This window comes from Streptomyces albireticuli (assembly GCF_002192455.1).
In the GTDB taxonomy this organism is placed as follows: Bacteria; Actinomycetota; Actinomycetes; order Streptomycetales; family Streptomycetaceae; genus Streptomyces; species Streptomyces albireticuli_B.
Map to the genome: position 1 here is coordinate 7,530,417 of NZ_CP021744.1, position 20,695 is coordinate 7,551,111.

Genomic DNA, 20,695 nt, shown 5'->3' on the forward strand with positions numbered 1-20,695 from the left:
ATGGACAAGGAACAGAAGCTCCGCGACTACCTGAAGCGGGCGAGCGCCGATCTGCGGCGTTCCCGGCAGCGGGTGGGCGAACTGGAGGCGGCGGCTCGCGAGCCCATCGCGATCGTGGGCATGAGCTGCCGGTTCCCCGGGGACGTGCAGAGCCCCGAGGAGCTCTGGTCCATGCTCGTCGCGGGCGAGGAGGGCATCACCGGGTTCCCCGAGGACCGGGGCTGGGAGCTGCTGGCCGAGGACGCCGGCAAGTACGCCGGCGGATTCCTGCACGAGGCCGCCGAGTTCGACGCCGGATTCTTCGGGATCTCCCCGCGCGAGGCCCTCGCGATGGACCCCCAGCAGCGGGTGCTGCTGGAGTCCTCGTGGGAGGCCTTCGAGCGGGCCGGCATCGACCCGGCGGCGGTCCGGGGCAGCCGGACCGGCATGTTCGTCGGCGCCATGCCCCAGGACTACCGGGTGGGCCCGGACGACGACGTCCAGGGCTTCACCCTGACGGGCAGCGCCACCAGCGTCCTGTCGGGCCGGCTGTCCTACTTCTTCGGGGCCGTCGGGCCGGCGGTGACGGTCGACACCGCCTGCTCCTCGTCCCTGGTGGCGCTGCACCTGGCCGCCCACTCCCTGCGCCAGGGCGAGTGCTCCCTGGCGCTGGCCGCGGGCGTCACCGTGATGTCCTCGCCGGTCACCTTCGTGGAGTTCGACCGCCAGGGCGGCCTGGCCACCGACGGGCGCTGCCGCTCCTTCGCCGACGGCGCCGACGGCACCGGCTGGGGCGAGGGCGTCGGCGTGCTCGTCCTCGAACGGCTCTCCGACGCCCGGCGCAACGGGCACGAGGTCCTGGCCGTCGTCCGCGGCTCCGCCGTCAACCAGGACGGCGCCTCCAACGGTCTGACCGCCCCCAACGGCCCGTCCCAGCGGCGGGTCATCGAGCAGGCGCTGACCAACGCGCGGCTCTCGGCCGACGAGGTCGACGTCGTCGAGGCGCACGGCACGGGAACCGCCCTGGGCGACCCGGTCGAGGCCCAGGCCCTGCTCGCCACCTACGGCCGCAACCGCGCCGAGGACCGCCCGCTGCTGCTCGGCTCCGTGAAGTCGAACCTCGGCCACACCCAGGCGGCGGCCGGCATGGCCGGCGTCATCAAGATGGTGCTGGCCATGCGGCACGGCACCCTGCCCCGTACGCTCCACGCCGACACGCCGTCCACGCACGTCGACTGGACGGCCGGATCCGTACGCCTGCTCACCGAGCAGGTCCCGTGGCCGCAGGGCGAGGCACCGCGCCGGGCCGGCGTCTCGTCGTTCGGCCTCAGCGGCACCAACGCGCACACCATCCTGGAGGAGGCACCGGCCTTCCAGGCCGCCGAGCCCGCCCAGGAGACCGACGGAGAGCCCGGCCAGGAGGACGCGGCGGCGCCGGCCGCCGTCGCCGAACCCCTCGAAGCCGGCGCCGTCCCGTGGCTCGTCTCCGGCCGCACCCCCGAGGCCCTGCGCGCCCAGGCGTCCCGCCTGCTGGCCTTCCTCGGCTCCCGCCCCGGCCTCGTGCCCGTCGACGCCTCCTACTCCCTGGCCACCGCGCGCTCCGCCTTCGAGCACCGCGCCGCCTTCACCGCCGCCGACCGCGACCGGGCCCTCGACGTCCTCACCGCGCTCGCCGACGGCGACCCGGCCCCCGGCCTGGTGCGCGGCACCGCCCAGGGCCGCTCCAAGCTCGCCTTCCTCTTCGCGGGCCAGGGATCCCAGCGGCCGGGCATGGGACGCGAGCTGTACGCCCGCTTCCCCGCCTTCGCCACCGCCCTCGACGAGATCTGCGCCCACCTCGACCAGGGCCTCGAACGGCCCCTGAAGGACGTGCTGTTCGCCGCCGAGGGCACCCCCGAGGCGGAGCCGCTGAACGGGACCGGCTACGCCCAGCCCGCCCTGTTCGCCCTTGAGGTCGCCCTCTACCGGCTGACCGAGTCCCTCGGCGTCAGGCCGGACTTCCTGGCCGGCCACTCCATCGGCGAGATCGCCGCCGCGCACGTCGCCGGGGTCTTCACGGCCGCCGACGCCGCGGCCCTGGTCCTCGCGCGCGGCCGGCTCATGCAGGCCCTGCCCGCCGGCGGCGCCATGGTCTCCGTCGAGGCGGCCGAGGACGAGGTCCTGCCCCTGCTGGAGAACCGCTCGGACCGCGTCTCCGTCGCGGCGGTCAACGGGCCCGCCTCCGTCGTCGTCGCCGGTGACGCGGACGAGGTCACGGCCGTCGCCGAGCACTTCGCCGCGCTCGGCCGCCGGACCAAGCGCCTCAAGGTCAGCCACGCCTTCCACTCCCCGCTCATGGAGCCCATGCTCGAGGAGTTCCGCGCCGTCGTCGCCGGACTCACCCCGCAGGCACCCACCCTCCCCGTCGTCTCCGCGCTCACCGGCACCCTCGCCACGGTCGAGCAGCTGACCTCCCCGTCCTACTGGGTGGACCACGCCCGGCACGCCGTCCGCTTCTCCGCCGCCCTCACCTGGCTGACCGGCCACGGCACCGGCACCTTCCTCGAACTGGGCCCCGACGGCGTCCTGTCCGCCATGGCGCAGGCCCACCTCGGCGCCGCCGGCGCCACCGAGGACACGCCCGACGCCGCCCCCGCCGCGCTCGCCGTCCTGCGGCCGGGCCGCCCCGAGGCCGAGACCCTCACCACCACCCTCGCGGGCCTCCACGTCCGCGGCGTCGCCGTCCAGTGGGAGCCCTACTTCGCCGGCACCGGCGCCCGCCGCGCGGACCTTCCCACCTACGCCTTCCAGCGCCGCCACTACTGGCCCAAGAGCACCGCCGGGCAGGGCGGCGACGTCCGCGCCGCCGGCCTCGGCGCCGCCCACCACCCGCTGCTCGCCGCCGCCGTGTCGGTCGCCAACTCCGACGGCCTGCTGCTCACCGGCCGGCTCTCGCTGCGCACCCACCCCTGGCTCGCCGACCACGCCGTGCGCGGCACGGTGCTGCTCCCCGGCACCGCCTTCCTGGAGCTCGCCGTCCGCGCCGGCGACGAGGTCGGCTGCGACCGCGTCGAGGAGCTCACCCTGGCCGCGCCCCTGGTCCTGCCCGCGGAGGGCGGCGTCCAGGTGCAGGTGTGGGTCGGCAGCCCGGACGAGACCGGCCGCCGCCCGCTGAGCGTCCACTCCCGCCCCGAAGGGGCCGAGGAGCTCCCCTGGGCGCAGCACGCCTCCGGCACCCTCGTCGCCGGCGAGCACCGCGCCGACTTCGACACCCCTGTCTGGCCCCCCGCCGCCGCCCGGCCGGTGGACCTCGACGGCTTCTACGACCGCGTCGCCGACAGCGGCTTCGGCTACGGCCCGCTCTTCCAGGGCCTGCGCGCCGCGTGGACCGACGGCGACGACGTCTACGCCGAGGTGTCCCTCCCGGGCACCGACGGCGCCGACGCCGGATCGTTCGGCATCCACCCGGCCCTGCTGGACGCCGCGCTGCACGCCACGGCCTTCGCCGGCCTCGGCGCGCACGGCCGCGGCGGCCTGCCCTTCTCGTGGCAGGACGTCACCCTGCACGCGAGCGGGGCGACCACGGTCCGTGTGAAGCTCACCCGCACCGCCGACGACGCCGTGGCGATCGCCGTCACCGACACCACGGGCGCCCCTGTGGCCTCCGTCGGCTCGCTCGTCCTGCGCGCGGTGCCCGAGGAGGGTCTCGGCGCCGCCGCGCACCTCACGCGTGACGCGCTGTTCGAGCAGCGCTGGACCGCCCTGCGCGACACCAACGGGACGGCGCCCGCCTCGGCCGCCGTCCTCGGCCCGGACCTCTTCGGCCTCACCGAGGCGCTGACCTCGACCGGCCTCACGGTCACCGCCCTGCCCGGCGGCGACACCGGAACCGGCACCGACACCGGCGTCCCGGACGTCGTGCTCGCCGCCGTCGCCGGCACCACCGACGACGAGCCGGTCGTCTCCGCGCACGCCCGCACCGCCCACGTCCTGGAGCACCTGCGGACCTGGCTGGCGGACGAGCGCAACGCCGGCTCCCGGCTGGTCCTCGTCACCCGCGGCGCCGTCGCCACCGACGGTGAGGAGACGCCCGACCCGGCCGCCGCCGCCGTCCGGGGCCTGGTGCGCGCCGCCCAGGCCGAACACCCCGGCCGCTTCGGCCTCCTGGACCTCGCCGCCGGGACCGCCCCCTCGCCCGCCGCCCTGCTGCGCGCCCTGGGCTCCGACGAGCCGCAGACCGCCGTCCGCGGCGACGTGGTGCTCGGCGCACGGCTCGCCCGTGCCCAGGCGCCGGAGGCCGGCGCCCCGTGGAACCCCGAGGGCACCGTCCTCCTCACCGGCGCCACGGGCGGTCTGGGCCGCGTCATGGCCCGCCACCTGGTCGCCGAGCGCGGCGTACGGCACCTGCTGCTCGCCAGCCGCCGGGGCACCGACGCCGAGGGCGTCGAGGAGCTCGTCGGCGAACTGACCGGACACGGCGCGCGGGTCGAGGTCGCGGCCTGCGACCTCGCCGACCGGGACGCCGTGCAGCGGCTGCTGGCCGGCGTGCCCGCCGCGCACCCCCTCACCGCCGTCGTGCACAGCGCCGGAGTCCTCGACGACGGTGTCGTCGAGTCCCTCACCCCCGAGCGGATCGACGCGGTCCTGCGGCCCAAGGCCGACGCCGTGTGGCACCTCCACGAGGCCACCCGCGACCTGGACCTCGCCGCCTTCGTCGTCTTCTCCTCCCTCGCCGGCACCCTCGGCGGCGCGGGCCAGGGCAACTACGCCGCCGCGAACGCCTTCGTCGACGCCGTCGCCCAGCTGCGCCGCGCCGCCGGGCTGCCGGGGCTCGCCCTGGCCTGGGGCCCGTGGGTGCCCACCGGCGGCATGACCAGCGGTCTGACCGACGCCGACCTCCAGCGCCTGGCCCGCATGGGCACGCCGGCGCTCACCGAGGAGCAGGGCGTCGCGCTCTTCGAGGCGGCGACCGGTTCCCCGGCCGCCGTCCTGATCCCGGCCAGGCTCGACCTGTCCGTCCTGCGCGGCCAGGGCGACGTGCCGCACCTGCTGCGCGGCCTCGTCCGTGCCCCCGCCCGCCGCTCGGTCGTCCCCGGCTCCGAGGCGGCCCTCACCCTCGTCCAGAAGCTCTCCCGGCTGGAGGAGACCGACCGCGCCGAGGTGATGACCGACCTCGTCGCCGCACAGGTGGCCGCCGTACTCGGCCACTCCGGCGCCACCGAGGTCGACGCGCGACGCCCCTTCCGGGACCTGGGCTTCGACTCGCTCACCGCCGTCGAGCTGCGCAACCGCATCGGCGCGGCCACCGGTCTGCGCACCGCCGCGACGCTGGTCTTCGACTACCCGACCGTCGCCGCGCTCGCCGCGCACCTCCTCGACGAGCTCATGGGCTCCGAGGCCGCCACCGCGGTGACCGCCCCCCGCGCGGCCACCGAGCGGGACCCGATCGTCATCGTCGGCATGAGCTGCCGCTACCCGGGCGGCGTCAGCTCCCCCGAGGACCTGTGGCGGCTCGTCAGCGAGGGCACCGACGCCGTCTCCGGCATGCCCACCGACCGCGGCTGGGACCTGGACGCGCTCTACGACCCGGACCCGGACCGCCTCGGCACCTCCTACACCCGCTTCGGCGGCTTCCTGCACGACGCCGCCGACTTCGACCCCGCGTTCTTCGGCATGAGCCCCCGCGAGGCCCTGGCCACCGACACCCAGCAGCGCCTGCTCCTGGAGGCGTCCTGGGAGGCCTTCGAGCGCGCCGGCATCGACCCGGCGACCCTGCGCGGCAGCCAGACCGGCGTGTTCGCCGGCGTCATGTACAACGACTACGCCCAGACGCTCGCCGACGGCCGCTTCGAGGGCCACCAGGGCAGCGGCACCGCGTCCAGCGTCGCCTCCGGGCGCGTCTCCTACACCCTCGGCCTCGAAGGCCCCGCCGTCACCGTCGACACGGCGTGCTCGTCCTCCCTCGTCGCCATGCACTGGGCGATGCAGGCCCTCCGCGCGGGGGAGTGCTCCCTCGCCCTGGCCGGTGGCGTCACCGTGATGTCGACCCCGGGCGCCTTCATCGAGTTCTCCCGGCAGCGCGGCCTCTCCGCGGACGGCCGCTGCAAGGCCTTCTCCGACGGCGCCGACGGCGTCGGCTGGTCCGAGGGCGTCGGTGTGCTCGTCCTGGAGCGGCTCTCCGACGCCCGCCGCAACGGGCACCGGGTCCTCGCCGTCGTCCGCGGCTCCGCCGTCAACCAGGACGGCGCCTCCAACGGTCTCACCGCCCCCAACGGCCCGTCCCAGCAGCGCGTCATCCGCCAGGCACTGGCCGCCGCCGGCCTCTCCGTCGCCGACGTCGACGCGGTCGAGGGCCACGGCACCGGCACCACGCTCGGCGATCCCATCGAGGCCCAGGCCCTCCTCGCCACCTACGGCCAGGACCGCGACGCCGAACAGCCGCTGCTCCTGGGCTCCGTGAAGTCCAACATCGGCCACACCCAGGCCGCCGCCGGCGTCGCCGGCATCATCAAGATGGTCATGGCCATGAGCCACGGCACGCTGCCCCGCACCCTGCACGCCGACGAGCCCTCCTCGCACGTGGAGTGGGACGCCGGAGCGGTGCGCCTGCTCACCGAGGAGACCCCCTGGCCGCAGGCCGGCCGGCCGCGCCGCGCCGGTGTCTCCTCCTTCGGCTTCAGCGGTACCAACGCGCACGTCATCGTCGAGGAACCGCCGGCCGCCCCCGAGGAGCGCGAACAGCCCGCGCTCACCCCGGCCGTCGTGCCCTGGACGCTGTCCGGCAGGAACCGGGCGGCGCTGCGGGACCAGGCCGCCCGCCTGCGGTCCTTCCTGGAGGAGCGCCCCGGCCTCGACCCGGCCGACGTCGCGCTCTCCCTGGCCACCACCCGCTCGGCCTTCGACCAGCGCGCCGTCGTCACCGGCGACCGCGACGAACTGCTGCGCGCGCTGGCCGACCTGGCCGCCGACCGGCCCGGCCCCGCCCTCACCGAGGGCGAGGTCGGCGGCGCCGGCAAGCTGGCCGTGGTCTTCTCCGGCCAGGGCAGCCAGCGCCCCGGCGCCGGCCGTGAACTCGCCGCCCGCTTCCCCGCGTTCGCCCGGGCCCTCGACGAGGTGACCGCCGCCCTCGACCCGCACCTGGACCGCCCCCTCAAGGACGTCCTGTTCGCCCAGGAGGGCACCCCCGAGGCGGAGCTGCTGGGCCGCACCGAGTGGACCCAGCCCGCGCTGTTCGCCATCGGCGTCGCGCTCCACCGCCTGCTGCGCACCTGGGGCATCCGCCCCGACGTGCTGCTCGGCCACTCCATCGGCGAGATCACCGCCGCGCACGTCGCGGGCGTCCTCTCGCTGCCCGACGCGGCCCGCCTGGTGACCGCGCGGGGACGGCTGATGCAGGAGCTGCCCGCCGGCGGCGCGATGATCTCCCTCCAGGTCACCGAGGACGAGCTCGCGCCGCTGCTCGCCGGGCGCGAGCACGAGGTCTCCGTCGCCGCCGTCAACGGCCCCCGCAGCGTCGTCGTCGCCGGCGACCTGGCCGCCGCCGAGGAGATCGCCGCCCACTTCGCCGCCCAGGGCCGCAAGACCAAGCGCCTGGCGGTCAGTCACGCCTTCCACTCGCCGCTCATGGAGCCCGCGCTCGACGGGCTGCGCGAGGTCGCCGCCGGGCTCACCTACCACGCGCCGGACGTGACCGTCATCTCCGGCCTGACCGGGCGCCCCGCCACCGACGACGAGCTGCGCTCCGCCGACTACTGGGTCGCGCACGCCCGCGGCGCCGTCCGCTTCGCCGACACCATGCGCGCCGCGCACGACCGCGGTGCCGGCACCTTCCTCGAACTCGGCCCCGACAGCGTGCTGTCGGCCGCCGCCGAGGAGGCCCTCGGCGACGACGCGGACGCGCACATCGTCCCGATGCTGCGCTCCGGGCGCGGCGAGGAGCGCTGCGCGGCCACCGCGCTGGCCCGCCTGCACGTACGCGGCACGGCCGTCGACTGGCCCGCGTACCTCGCCGGCACCGGCGCCCGCACGGTCGACCTGCCCACCTACGCCTTCCAGCACGAGCGCTACTGGCCCGAGCCGGCCCCGGCCCGCCCCGCGCAGGCCGCCGCCGACCCCGCGGACGCCGAGCTGTGGGGCGCCGTCGAACGCGGCGACACCACGGAGCTGGCCGCCCTTCTCGGGCTGCGCGACGAGGAGCACGCCTCCCTGTACGCGCTGCTGCCCGCGCTGTCCTCCTGGCGCCAGCACCGGCAGGAGAAGGCGCTGCTCGACTCCACCCGCTACCGCGTCGCCTGGCGCCCCGTGCAGGCCGCCGCCGCGCCCGTCCTGGAGGGCACCTGGCTGCTCGTCACCGCCGACGGCACCGGCGGCGACGAGATCCTGGACGCGCTGCGCGGCCACGGCGCCCAGTTCGAGACCCTCGTGCTGGACGACACCTGCCGCGACCGCGCCGTACTCGCCGCCCGGCTCGACGCCGTACGCGGGGAGGGACGCGCCTTCTCCGGTGTGCTGTCCCTGCTCCCGCTCGCCGACCTGCCCGGACACCGGCTGGACTCCGAGCCGCCGGCCGGGCTCGCGCTCGGCCTCGTACTGCTCCAGGCGCTCACCGACACCCCGCTCGGCGCCCCCCTGTGGACCCTGACCCGCGGCGCGGTCACCACCGGCGCGGACGACCCGCTCGCCAACCCCCTCCAGGCGGCGGTCTGGGGCCTCGGCCGCGTCGCCGCCCTGGAGCACCCGCAGCTGTGGCGGGGCCTGATCGACCTGCCGGCCGTCCTCGACGCGCCCGCCACCCAGCACCTCGTCAGCGCCCTCGCCGCCCAGGGCGGCGAGGACCAGCTCGCGATCCGCACGGCCGGCGCGTTCGGCCGGCGCCTCGTGCGCCACCCGCAGGCCGAGCTGCCCCCGGCCGACGCCTTCACCGCCCGCGGCACCGTGCTCGTCACCGGCGGCACCGGCGCGCTCGGCGCCGAGGTCGCCCGCTGGCTCGCCCGCAGCGGCGCCGAGCACCTCCTGCTCACCAGCCGCCGCGGCCCCGACGCTCCCGGCGCCGGCGAACTCGCCGCCGAACTGGAGGGCCTGGGCGCCCGCGTCACCCTCGCGGCCTGCGACACCGCCGACCGCGCCGCGCTCGCCGCCGTGCTGGCATCCGTACCCGCCGAGCACCCGCTGACCGGCGTCGTGCACGCGGCCGGCGTCGGCCAGGCGGCCCCCCTCGCGGAGACCCCGCTCGACGACGCCGCGGCCACCATGGCCGCCAAGCTGCTCGGCGCCGCCCACCTGGACTCCCTCCTCGACGGCCACGACCTGGACTTCTTCGTCCTGGTCTCCTCGATCGCCGGAGTGTGGGGCAGCGCCGGACAGAGCGCCTACGGCGCCGCCAACGCCTACCTCGACGCCCTCGCCGAGCACCGCCGCGCCCGCGGCCTGCCCGCCACCTCCGTGGCCTGGGGCCCCTGGGCCGAGGCCGGCATGGCCACCCACGAGGCCGTCACCGACCAGCTCCTCAAGCGCGGGCTGCGCTTCCTCGCCCCCGCCACGGCCCTCGCCGAACTGCGGCGCGCGGTCGTCCAGGAGGACGTCACCGTCACCGTCGCCGACATCGACTGGGAGCGCTACCACCCCGTCTTCACCGCCGCGCGCCCCAGCGCCCTCTTCGACGAGCTGGCCGAGGTCCAGGCCCTCGCGGACACCGGCGGCGAGAGCGCCGCGCCGGAGTTCGCCGCCCGCCTGCGGGGCCTCGACCAGGCCGGCCAGGAGCGGCTGCTGACCGACCTGGTGCGCGCCGAGGCGTCCGTCGTCCTCGGCCACACCTCCACCGAGGGCGTCGCCGAGCGGCGGGCCTTCCGCGAGGCGGGCTTCGACTCGCTGACCGCGGTGGAGCTGCGCAAGCGGCTGGCCGCGCTCACCGGCCTGCCCCTGCCCGCCACCCTGGTCTTCGACTACCCGACCCCCGCCGCCCTCGCCCGCCACCTGCGCGGCGAGCTCCTCGGCACGGACGGCACGGCGGCGGCCCCCGTCGCCGTGACCTCGGGGAGCCTCGACGAGCCCATCGCCATCGTCGGCATGAGCTGCCGCTTCCCCGGCGGCGTCCGCTCCCCGCAGCAGTTCTGGGAGCTCGTCTCCGAGGGCGTCGACGCCATCACCGACTTCCCCGTCAACCGCGGCTGGGACACCGGCCTCCACCACCCGGACCCCGACAACCCCGGCACCACGTACTCCACGCAGGGCGGCTTCCTGCACGACGCGGGCGAGTTCGACGCCTCCTTCTTCGGCATCTCGCCGCGCGAGGCCGTCTCCATGGACCCCCAGCAGCGCCTGCTGCTGGAGACCACCTGGGAGGCGTTCGAGCAGGCCGGCATCGACCCCACCGGCCTCCACGGCAGCCCGACCGGTGCCTTCATCGGCTCCACCTACCAGGAGTACGGGTTCGGCGTCGACGACAGCTCCGCCGGCCACCTGGTGACCGGCACCAGCCCGAGCGTGCTCTCCGGCCGGCTGTCCTACCTCTTCGGCCTCGAAGGCCCGGCGGTCACCGTCGACACGGCCTGCTCCTCGTCCCTGGTCGCCCTCCACCTGGCCTGCCAGTCGCTGCGCAACGGCGAGAGCTCCCTGGCCCTCGCCGGCGGCGCCACGGTGATGACCAACCCCAGCCCGTTCATCGCCTTCAGCCGGCAGCGGGCCCTGGCCGCCGACGGCCGCTGCAAGGCGTTCTCCGACGGCGCCGACGGCATGACCCTCGCCGAAGGCGTCGGCATCCTCGTCCTGGAGCGGCTCTCCGACGCCCGCCGCAACGGCCACGAGGTCCTCGCCGTCGTCCGCGGCTCGGCCATCAACCAGGACGGCGCCTCCAACGGCCTCTCCGCGCCCAACGGCCCGTCCCAGCAGCGCGTCATCCGCCAGGCCCTCGCCAACGCCCGTCTCGCCCCCGCCGACATCGACGTCGTCGAGGCGCACGGCACCGGCACCGCCCTCGGCGACCCCATCGAGGCCCAGGCCCTCCTCGCCACCTACGGCAAGGACCGGGACACCGAGCGCCCGCTGCTCCTCGGCTCCGTGAAGTCCAACATCGGCCACACCCAGTCGGCGGCCGGCGTGGCGAGCATCATCAAGATGGTCATGGCCCTGCGCCACGGGGAACTGCCCCGCACCCTGCACGCCGACGCCCCCTCCACGCACGTCGACTGGACGTCCGGCGCGGTCTCCCTGCTGACCGACGGCGCCGACTGGCCCGAGGGCGAGCGCCCGCGCCGCTGCGCGGTCTCCTCCTTCGGCATCAGCGGAACCAACGCCCACACGGTCCTCGAAGAGGCCCCCCGGCCCGAGGAGGCCGTCCCCGCGCCGGAGACCGAGCCGGTGCCCCCGGCCGGCGGCGTCATCCCCTGGGTGCTGTCCGCGCGGACCCCGGGCGCCCTGCGCGGCCAGGCCGCCAACCTCGCCGCCCACCTCGGCGGCGGGACCGTGAGCGCCCTCGACGCGGGTCACTCCCTGCTGGCCTCCCGCACGCTCTTCGAGCACCGCGCCGTCGTCGTCGGCACCGGCGGCGAGGAGGCCGCGGCCGCGCTCGCCGCCCTCGGCGAGGGACGGTCGCTCCCCGGCGTCGTCCAGGGTGTCGCCGACACCGACGGCAAGACCGTGTTCGTCTTCCCCGGCCAGGGCTCCCAGTGGGCCGGCATGGGGGCGCGGCTGCTGGAGGAGTCCCCGGTCTTCGCCGAGCGCCTGACCGAGTGCGCCACGGCCCTGTCCGCGTTCGTCGACTGGTCGCTGCTCGACGTCATCCGCCAGGCCGAGGGCGCCCCCACCCTCGACCGCGTCGACGTCGTCCAGCCCGCCTCCTGGGCCGTCATGGTCTCCCTCGCCGAGATGTGGCGCGCCCACGGCATCACGCCCGACGCCGTGGCCGGCCACTCGCAGGGCGAGATCGCCGCGGCCGCCGTCGCCGGCGCCCTGTCGCTGGAGGACGCCGCCCGCGTGGTGGCGCTGCGCAGCCAGGCCATCGGCCGCGTGCTGGCCGGATCCGGCGGCATGATGTCGGTCCCGCTGCCCGTCGCCGAGGTCGAGCGCCGCCTCGGCGCCTACGAGGGCCTGTCCGTCGCCGCCGTCAACGGACCCCGGTCCGTCGTCGTCTCCGGCGCCACCGCCCCGCTGGACGCCTTCCAGGCCGAGCTGGTCGGCGAGGACGTCCGGGCCAGGCGCGTCGCCGTGGACTACGCCTCGCACTCCGCGCAGGTCGAGCTGCTGCGCGACGAACTGGCCACCGTCCTCGCGCCCGTCCGCCCCCGCCCCGCCCAGGTGCCCTTCTTCTCCACGGTCACCGGCGACTGGCTCGACGACACCACCGGCGTCGACGCCGGCTACTGGTACACCAACCTCCGCGGGACCGTCCGCTTCGAGCCCGCCATGCGCGAGCTCCTCGCCCAGGACCACCGCTTCTTCATCGAGGTCAGCTCCCACCCGGTGCTGTCCATGGCCGTCCAGGAGACCGCCGAGGACGCCGGCCGCCCGGCCGCGGTGCTCGGCACGCTCCGGCGCGACGCCGGCGGCACCGACCGCTTCCTGACCTCCCTGGCCGAGGCCTTCGTCCGGGGCGCCACCGCCGACTGGACCCGCGTCCTGGACGGCACCGGCGCCCGCCGGGTGCCCCTGCCCACGTACGCCTTCCAGCGCGAACACCTGTGGGCCGTCCCCGCCAAGCCGCGGGGCACGCACGAGGAGGCCCCCGCGGACGCCGAGTTCTGGACGGCGGTCGAGGAGGAGGACGTCGACTCCCTCGCCTCCAGCCTGCGCCTCGACCGCGCCCAGCTGGCCCCGGTGCTGCCCGCCCTGTCGCACTGGCGCAAGCACCGCCGCGACCTGTCGACCGTGGACTCCTGGCGCTACCGCGCCACCTGGAAGCCGCTCACCGGCCTGCCCCCGGCGGCCCTGACGGGCACCTGGCTCGTCGTCACCACCGACGGCGTCGCCGCCGACGACGTCACGGACACCCTCGCCGCCCACGGCGCCGAGCCGCGCACGCTCGTCCTGGACGCCGCCTGCGCCGACCGCGAGGTCCTGGCCGCGCGCCTGAGCGAGCTCGACGGCGCCACGGACCTCACGGGTGTGGTGTCCCTGCTGGCCGGGGCCGAGGAACAGAGCGCGGACCACCCGGCGCTCACCGCCGGACTCGCCCTGACCGTCGCGCTCGTCCAGGCGCTCGGCGACGCCGTCATCGAGGCGCCCCTGTGGTGCCTGACCCGCGGCGCCGTCTCCACCGGCCGCGCCGACCGGCTGACCCGCCCCGCCCAGGCCCAGATCCTCGGCCTCGGCTGGACGGCCGCCCTCGAACACCCGCAGCGCTGGGGCGGCCTCGTCGACCTGCCCGAACAGCTCGACCGGCGGGCCGGCGAACGCCTGGCCGCCGTCCTCACCGGCCGCACCGGCGAGGACCAGCTCGCCCTGCGCGCCTCGGGCGTCCTCGCCCGCCGCGTCGTACGCGCCACCCCCGCGGACCCCGCACCGGCGGACCCCTGGACGCCGCGCGGCACCACCCTCGTCACCGGCGGCACCGGCACCCTCGCGCCCCACCTGGCCCGCTGGCTCGCCCGGCAGGGCGCCGAGCACCTGGTCCTCACCAGCCGCCGCGGCCCCGCCGCGCCCGGCGTCGCGGACCTCCTCCAGGAACTCGCCGAGCTCGGCTGCGAAGCCACCGCCGTCGCCTGCGACCTGACCGACCGCGACGCGGTCGCCGGGATGCTCGCGGACCTCAAGGCCGACGGGCGCACCGTCCGCACGGTCGTGCACACCGCCGTCACCATCGAGCTCGCACCGCTCGACGGGACGACCCTCGACGAATTCGCCCGGGTCGTGGACGCCAAGGTCACCGGCGCCCGTCACCTCGACGAACTCCTCGACGACGACGAGCTCGACGCCTTCGTGCTGTACTCCTCCACCGCCGGCATGTGGGGCAGCGGCGCGCACGCCGCCTATGTCGCGGGCAACGCCTACCTCAACGCCCTCGCCGAGCACCGCCGCGCCCGGGGCGCCCACGCCACCGCCGTGTCCTGGGGCATCTGGGCCGACGACCTCAAGCTCGGCCGCGTCGACCCCGGCCAGATCCGCCGCAGCGGACTCGTCTTCATGGACCCCCAGCTGGCCCTCACCGGCCTGCGGCAGGCCCTCGACGGCGACGAGACGGTCCTCGCCGTCGCCGACGTGGACTGGGAGCGCTACCACCCCGTCTTCACCTCCGCCCGGCCCACGCCGCTCTTCGAGGACGTGCCCGAGGTCCAGCGCCTGGCGGAGGAGAAGGACCAGGCCCCGGCCTCCGGCGGCGAGTTCGCCGCCAGGCTCCTCGGGCTGACCGCCGTCGAGCAGGACCGCCTCCTGCTGGACCTGGTCCGCGGCGAGGCGGCCACCGCGCTCGGCCACGCCTCCCCCGACGTGCTGTCCGAGCAGCGGGCCTTCCGGGACGTCGGCTTCGACTCGCTGACCGCCGTCGACCTGCGCAACCGGATCGCCGCCGTCACCGGGCTCGCCCTGCCGAGCACCATGGTGTTCGACTACCCCAACCCGCTCGCGCTCGTCGCCTTCCTGCGCGACGCCCTCGCGGGCGCCCGCACCGGGGACGCCGGGGCCGCGCGCACCGCCACCACGCCCGCCGACGACGAGCCCATCGCCATCATCGGCATGAGCTGCCGCTACCCCGGCGGCGTCGCCTCCCCGGAGGAGCTGTGGCAGCTCGTCACCGAAGGCGGCGACGGGACCGGCGAGTTCCCCACCGACCGCGGCTGGGACGCCGAGGCCCTCTACGACCCGGACCCCGACCGGCCGGGCCACACCTACTCGACCCGGGGCGGCTTCCTCCACGACGCCGCCGACTTCGATGCCGGCTTCTTCGGCATCTCGCCCCGCGAGGCCCTCGCCATGGACCCCCAGCAGCGCCTGCTGCTGGAGACCTCCTGGGAGGCCCTGGAGCGCGCCGGCATCGACCCCGCCACCCTGCGCGGCAGCAGCACCGGCACCTTCATCGGCGCCGGCTACCAGCACTACGCCGCCGGCAACACCAGCCCGGAGGGCGCCGAGGGCCACCTGATCACCGGCACCATCGCCAGCGTCCTGTCCGGCCGCCTGTCCTACACCTACGGCTTCGAGGGCCCGGCCGTCACGCTCGACACGGCCTGCTCCTCCTCGCTCGTCGCCCTGCACCTGGCCTGCCAGTCGCTGCGCAACGGCGAGAGCTCCCTGGCCCTCGCCGGCGGCGTCAACGTCATGTCCACCCCGGGCGCCTTCGTCGGCTTCAGCCGGCAGCGCGCGATGGCCGCCGACGGGCGCTGCAAGGCCTACTCCGACCAGGCCGACGGCATGAGCCTGGCCGAGGGCGTCGGTCTCGTCCTCGTCGAACGGCTCTCCGACGCCCGGCGCAACGGGCACGAGGTCCTCGCCGTCATCCGGGGCTCCGCCGTCAACCAGGACGGCGCCTCCAACGGCCTGACCGCGCCCAACGGCCCGTCCCAGCAGCGCGTCATCCGCCAGGCCCTCGCCAACGCCGGCGTGGACCCCACCGAGGTCGACGTCATCGACGGCCACGGCACCGGCACCGCCCTCGGCGACCCCATCGAGGCCCAGGCCCTCCTCGCCACCTACGGCCAGGGCCGCGACCCCGAACTCCCGCTGCTGCTCGGCTCCGTGAAGTCCAACATCGGCCACACGCAGATGGCGTCCGGCGTCGCCAGCGTCATCAAGATGGTCATGGCCCTGCGCCACGAGGTCGCCCCGCGGACCCTGCACGTCGACCAGCCCTCCACGCACGTCGACTGGAACGCCGGCACCATCCGGCTGCTGACCGAGGCGGAGGAGTGGCCCGAGACCGGGCACCCCCGCCGCGCGGCCGTCTCCTCCTTCGGCCTCAGCGGCACCAACGCCCACGCCGTCCTCGAACAGGCCCCGGAGGAGGCGCCCGCGGAGGACACCACCACCGAGCCGGCCGTCCCCGCCGGGCCCACGACCGTCCCCCTGACGCTCTCCGGGCGCACGGAGGCGGGCCTGCGCGCCCAGGCCGGCCGCCTCCTGACCCACCTCACCGACCACCCCGGACTGCCCCTCACCGACCTCGCCTTCTCCCTCGCCACCTCCCGGGCCGCCCTGGAGCACCGCGCGGCCGTCGTCACCGACGACCACGACGCGCTCGTCGGCGCCCTGACCGCCCTGCGCGACGGCACCCCCGACGGCGGGCTGCTCACCGGCCCCCGCGGCCACGGCCGCCTCGCCTTCCTCTTCACCGGCCAGGGCAGCCAGCGCCCCGGCATGGGACGCGACCTCTACGACCGCCACCCCGTCTTCGCCGAGGCCCTGGACGCCGTCCTGGCCCGCTTCGACCTGGCGCTCGACCGCCCGCTGCGGGAGATCCTCTTCGCCGCGCCGGACACTCCCGAGGCCGCGCTCCTCGACGACACCGGCTACACCCAGCCGGCCCTCTTCGCCCTCGAAGTGGCGCTGTTCCGCCTCGCCGAGTCCTGGGGCCTGCGCCCCGAGTACGTCGCCGGCCACTCCATCGGCGAGTTCGCCGCCGCGCACGCGGCCGGAGTCCTCTCCCTGGACGACGCCTGCACCCTCGTCGCGGCACGCGGCCGGCTGATGGCCGCCCTGCCCACGGGCGGCGCCATGGCCTCCGTCGAGGCCGCCGAGGACGAGGTGCTGCCCCTGCTCGCCGAGTACGACGGGCGGGTCTCCGTCGCGGCCCTCAACACCCCCACGTCCCTGGTCCTCGCCGGTGACGAGGACGCGGTCCTCGCCCTCGCGGCCCGCTTCGCCGAGGACGGCCGCCGCACCAAGCGGCTCCGCGTCAGCCACGCCTTCCACTCGCCCCACATGGACGCGATGCTGGAGGACTTCGCCCGCGTCGCCGCCGGCGTCACCTACGGCGAGCCCACGCTGCCGTTCGTGTCCACCGTCACCGGCGCGCTCGTCACCGCGGACGAACTCCGCTCGCCGGAGTACTGGACCGGCCAGGTCCGCGGCACCGTCCGCTTCGCCGACGCCGTGCGCGAGCTCACCGGGCGCGGCGTGACCACCTTCCTGGAGCTCGGCCCGGACGGCGTCCTCAGCGGCGCGGTCCGCGGCACCGCCGGCGAGGACACCTCCGTCGTCGCGGTCCCGGCGCTGCGCCGCGACCGGCCCGAGGCCCCGGCGCTCACCACGGCCCTCGCCCGGCTCCACGTCCGCGGCGTACGGGTCGACTGGGACGCCGTGTTCACCGGCACCGGCGCCCGCCGCGTCGACCTGCCGACCTACCCCTTCCAGCGCGAGCGCTACTGGCTCGAGCCGGCCGCCCCCACCGCGGCGCCCACCGGCGCCGCCGACGAGGCGGACACCGAGTTCTGGTCGGCGGTCGAGCGCGCGGACATCCCGTCCCTGAGCTCCGCCCTGGAGCTGGACGACGCCACCCTCACCGCCGTCGTGCCCGCCCTGTCGTCCTGGCGCCGCAAGCGCCGGGAGAGCTCCACCGTCGACGGCTGGCGCTACCGCGCCACCTGGAAGCCCCTGACCGGCGCCACGGCCCCCGGCACGGCGCGCCCGGCCGGCACCTGGCTGGTCCTCGCACCGGCCGGCGCCACCGACCCGGCATGGCTCGACGCGGTGGCCGGCGCCCTCGGCACCGGCACCGTCCGCCTCGACGTCACCGACCCGCGCCGCGAGGCGCTGGCCGACCGCCTGCGTGAACTCACCGCCGAGGGCGCGGAGTTCACGGGCGTACTGTCCCTGCTGGCCGCGGACGACGAGGACGGCCGCGACGCCGCCGACGTGCCCGCCGGCCTGCTCCTGACCACGGCCGCCGTACAGGCACTGGGCGACGCCGGCGTCGAGGCACCCCTGTGGTGCGTCACGCGCACCGCCGTGGCGGTCGGCCGCTCCGAGCGGCTCGCCCGCCCCGCCCAGGCCGCCGTCTGGGGCCTCGGCCGCGTCGCCGCCCTGGAACACCCCGAGCGCTGGGGCGGCCTCGTCGACCTCCCCGACGAGCTCCCCGACACCACCCTGCGCCGCCTGACCGCCGTCCTCGCGGCCGGCGGCGGCGAGGACCAGCTCGCCGTACGCGCCACCGCGACGTACGCCCGCCGGCTGGCGCACCACCCCGTCGGGGACGCCCCCGCGCCCGGCGAGTTCCGGCCCACCGGCACCGTGCTCGTCACCGGCGGCACCGGCGCCCTGGGCGGCCACGTCGCCCGCTGGCTCGCCGCCCGCGGCGCCCGGCACCTGCTGCTCGTCAGCCGCCGCGGCGCCGACGCGCCCGGCGCTGCGGAGCTGAGCGCCGAACTGGCCGCGCTCGGCACCCGCGTCACCCTGGCCGCCTGCGACACCGCCGACCGCGACGCGCTCGACGCCGTGCTCGCCGGGATCCCCGAGGAGCACCCGCTCACGGCGGTCCTCCACACCGCCGGCACCGTCGACGACGGCACCCTGGACGCCCTCACCCCCGAGAAGTTCACCACCGTCCTGCGCGCCAAGCTCACGGCCACCGTCAACCTGCACGAGGCGACCCGGGACCACGGCCTGACCGCCTTCGTCCTCTTCTCCTCCGTCGCCGGCACCCTCGGGGCGCCCGGCCAGGGCAACTACGCCGCGGCCAACGCCTTCCTCGACGCCTTCGCCGAGCACCGCCGCGCCCAGGGCCTGCCCGCGACCTCCCTCGGCTGGGGCCCCTGGGCCGAGGCCGGCATGGCCGCGGACGGACCCGGCATCGAGAACCGCGTCCGCCGGGGCGGCTTCACCCCCATGGCGCCCGAGCTCGCCCTCACGGCGCTGCGCCACGCGATCGAGCATGGCGACACCGCCCTGACCCTCGCGGACGTCGACTGGGACCGCTACGCGGACGCGTTCACCGCGCTCCGCCCCAACCCCTTCGTCGGCGACCTCCCCGCACTGCGCACCGGCGCCACGGCACCCGCCGGGACGCCGGAGGCCGCCCCCCGGGAGCCGGCGCTGCGCCAGCGGCTCGCCGGGCTCTCCCCGGCGGCGCGCCCCCGGTTCGTCCTGGACCTCCTGCGCGGCCAGGTCGCCGCGGTCCTCGGCCACTCCGGCACCGGCGCCATCGGCGCCGACCAGGCCTTCAGCGACCTCGGCTTCGACTCGCTGACCATCGTCGAACTGCGCAACGCCCTGACGGCCACGACCGGCCTGAAGCTGCCCGCGACCCTCGTCTACGACTACCCGACCCCGCAGGTCCTCGCCGAGTTCCTGCTCACCGAGCTCCTCGGCGCCCTCCCCGAGGCCGGCCCGGCCGGCCCCGCCACGGGCGGCCGCGCGGCCGACGACGACCCCATCGCCATCGTCGGCATGAACTGCCGCTTCCCCGGCGGCGTCCGGTCGCCCGAGGACCTCTGGCGGCTCCTCAGCCAGGGCGAGGACGCCATCTCCGGATTCCCCGCCGACCGCGGCTGGGACCTCGACGACCTCGCCGCCGGCACCTCCGCGACCCTCGAAGGCGGCTTCCTCGACGGCGTCGGCCTCTTCGACGCCTCCTTCTTCGGCATCTCGCCCCGCGAGGCCCTCGCCATGGACCCCCAGCAGCGCCTGCTCCTGGAGACCACCTGGGAGGTCTTCGAGACCGCCGGGATCGACGCGAGCACCCTGCGCGGCAGCCGCACCGGTGTGTTCGTCGGCACCAACGGCCAGGACTACACCACCCTCCTGCGCCAGGGCACCGCCGACGTCCGGGGCCATGTCGCCACCGGCAACACCGCCAGCGTCATGTCCGGCCGGATCTCCTACGCCTTCGGCCTCGAAGGCCCGGCCGTCACCGTCGACACGGCCTGCTCCTCCTCGCTGGTCGCCCTGCACATGGCCGCCGCCTCGCTGCGCAGCGGCGAGAGCACCCTCGCGCTCGTCGGCGGCGTCTCGGTGATGTCCAGCCCCGACTCCTTCGCCGAGTTCACCGTCCAGGGCGGACTCGCCCCCGACGGACGGTGCAAGGCCTTCTCCGACTCGGCCGACGGCACCAGCTGGTCCGAGGGCGTGGGCGTCCTCGTCCTCGAACGCCTCTCCGACGCCCGCCGCAACGGCCATGACGTCCGGGGCATCGTCCGCGGCACCGCCGTCAACCAGGACGGCGCCTCGAACGGCCTCACCGCCCCCAACGGGCGGGCCCAGCAGCGCGTCATCCGCCAGGCCCTCGGCGACGCCGACCTGGCACCCGCCGACGTCGACGTGGTCGAGGCGCACGGCACCGGCACCACCCTCGGCGACCCGATCGAGGCACACGCCCTCATCGCCGCCTACGGACAGGACCGGCCGAGCCCGCTGCTCCTCGGCGCGGTCAAGTCGAACCTGGGCCACACCCAGGCCGCCGCCGGCGTCGCCGGCATCATCAAGGTGCTCCTGGCGATGCGCCACGGCACCCTGCCGAAGACCCTGCACGTCGACGCCCCGTCCTCGCACGTCGACTGGTCGGGCGGCGCGGTCTCGCTCCTCACCGAGGAGCGGGCGTGGCCCGAGACCGGGCACGCCCGGCGGGCCGGTGTCTCCGCCTTCGGCGTCAGCGGCACCAACGCCCACGTCATCATCGAGCAGGCCCCGGAGGCCGAGCCCTCCGAGGACGAGCCCGCCCGGCCCGTCGTCACGGCGGGGCCGGTGCCCTGGCCCGTGTCGGCCAGGTCCGAGGCCGCGCTCGCGGCGCAGATCGGGCGGATCACCGCGCTGAGCGGCCCGTCCCCGGCCGACGTGGGCTACTCCCTCGCCACCGGCAGGGCGGCGTTCGCCCACCGCG

Annotated in this window: 1 protein-coding gene (running past one end of the window); it reads left to right on the forward strand. The window is 76.5% G+C overall.

The window, feature by feature from the left end:
* Positions 1 to 20,695: the 5' portion of a type I polyketide synthase gene (locus SMD11_RS32315; RefSeq protein ID WP_087930866.1), read on the forward strand. 7,829 nt of this gene lie beyond the right edge of the window; only the first 20,695 of its 28,524 coding nucleotides appear in the window; the start codon lies at positions 1 to 3; the stop codon falls past the right edge of the window.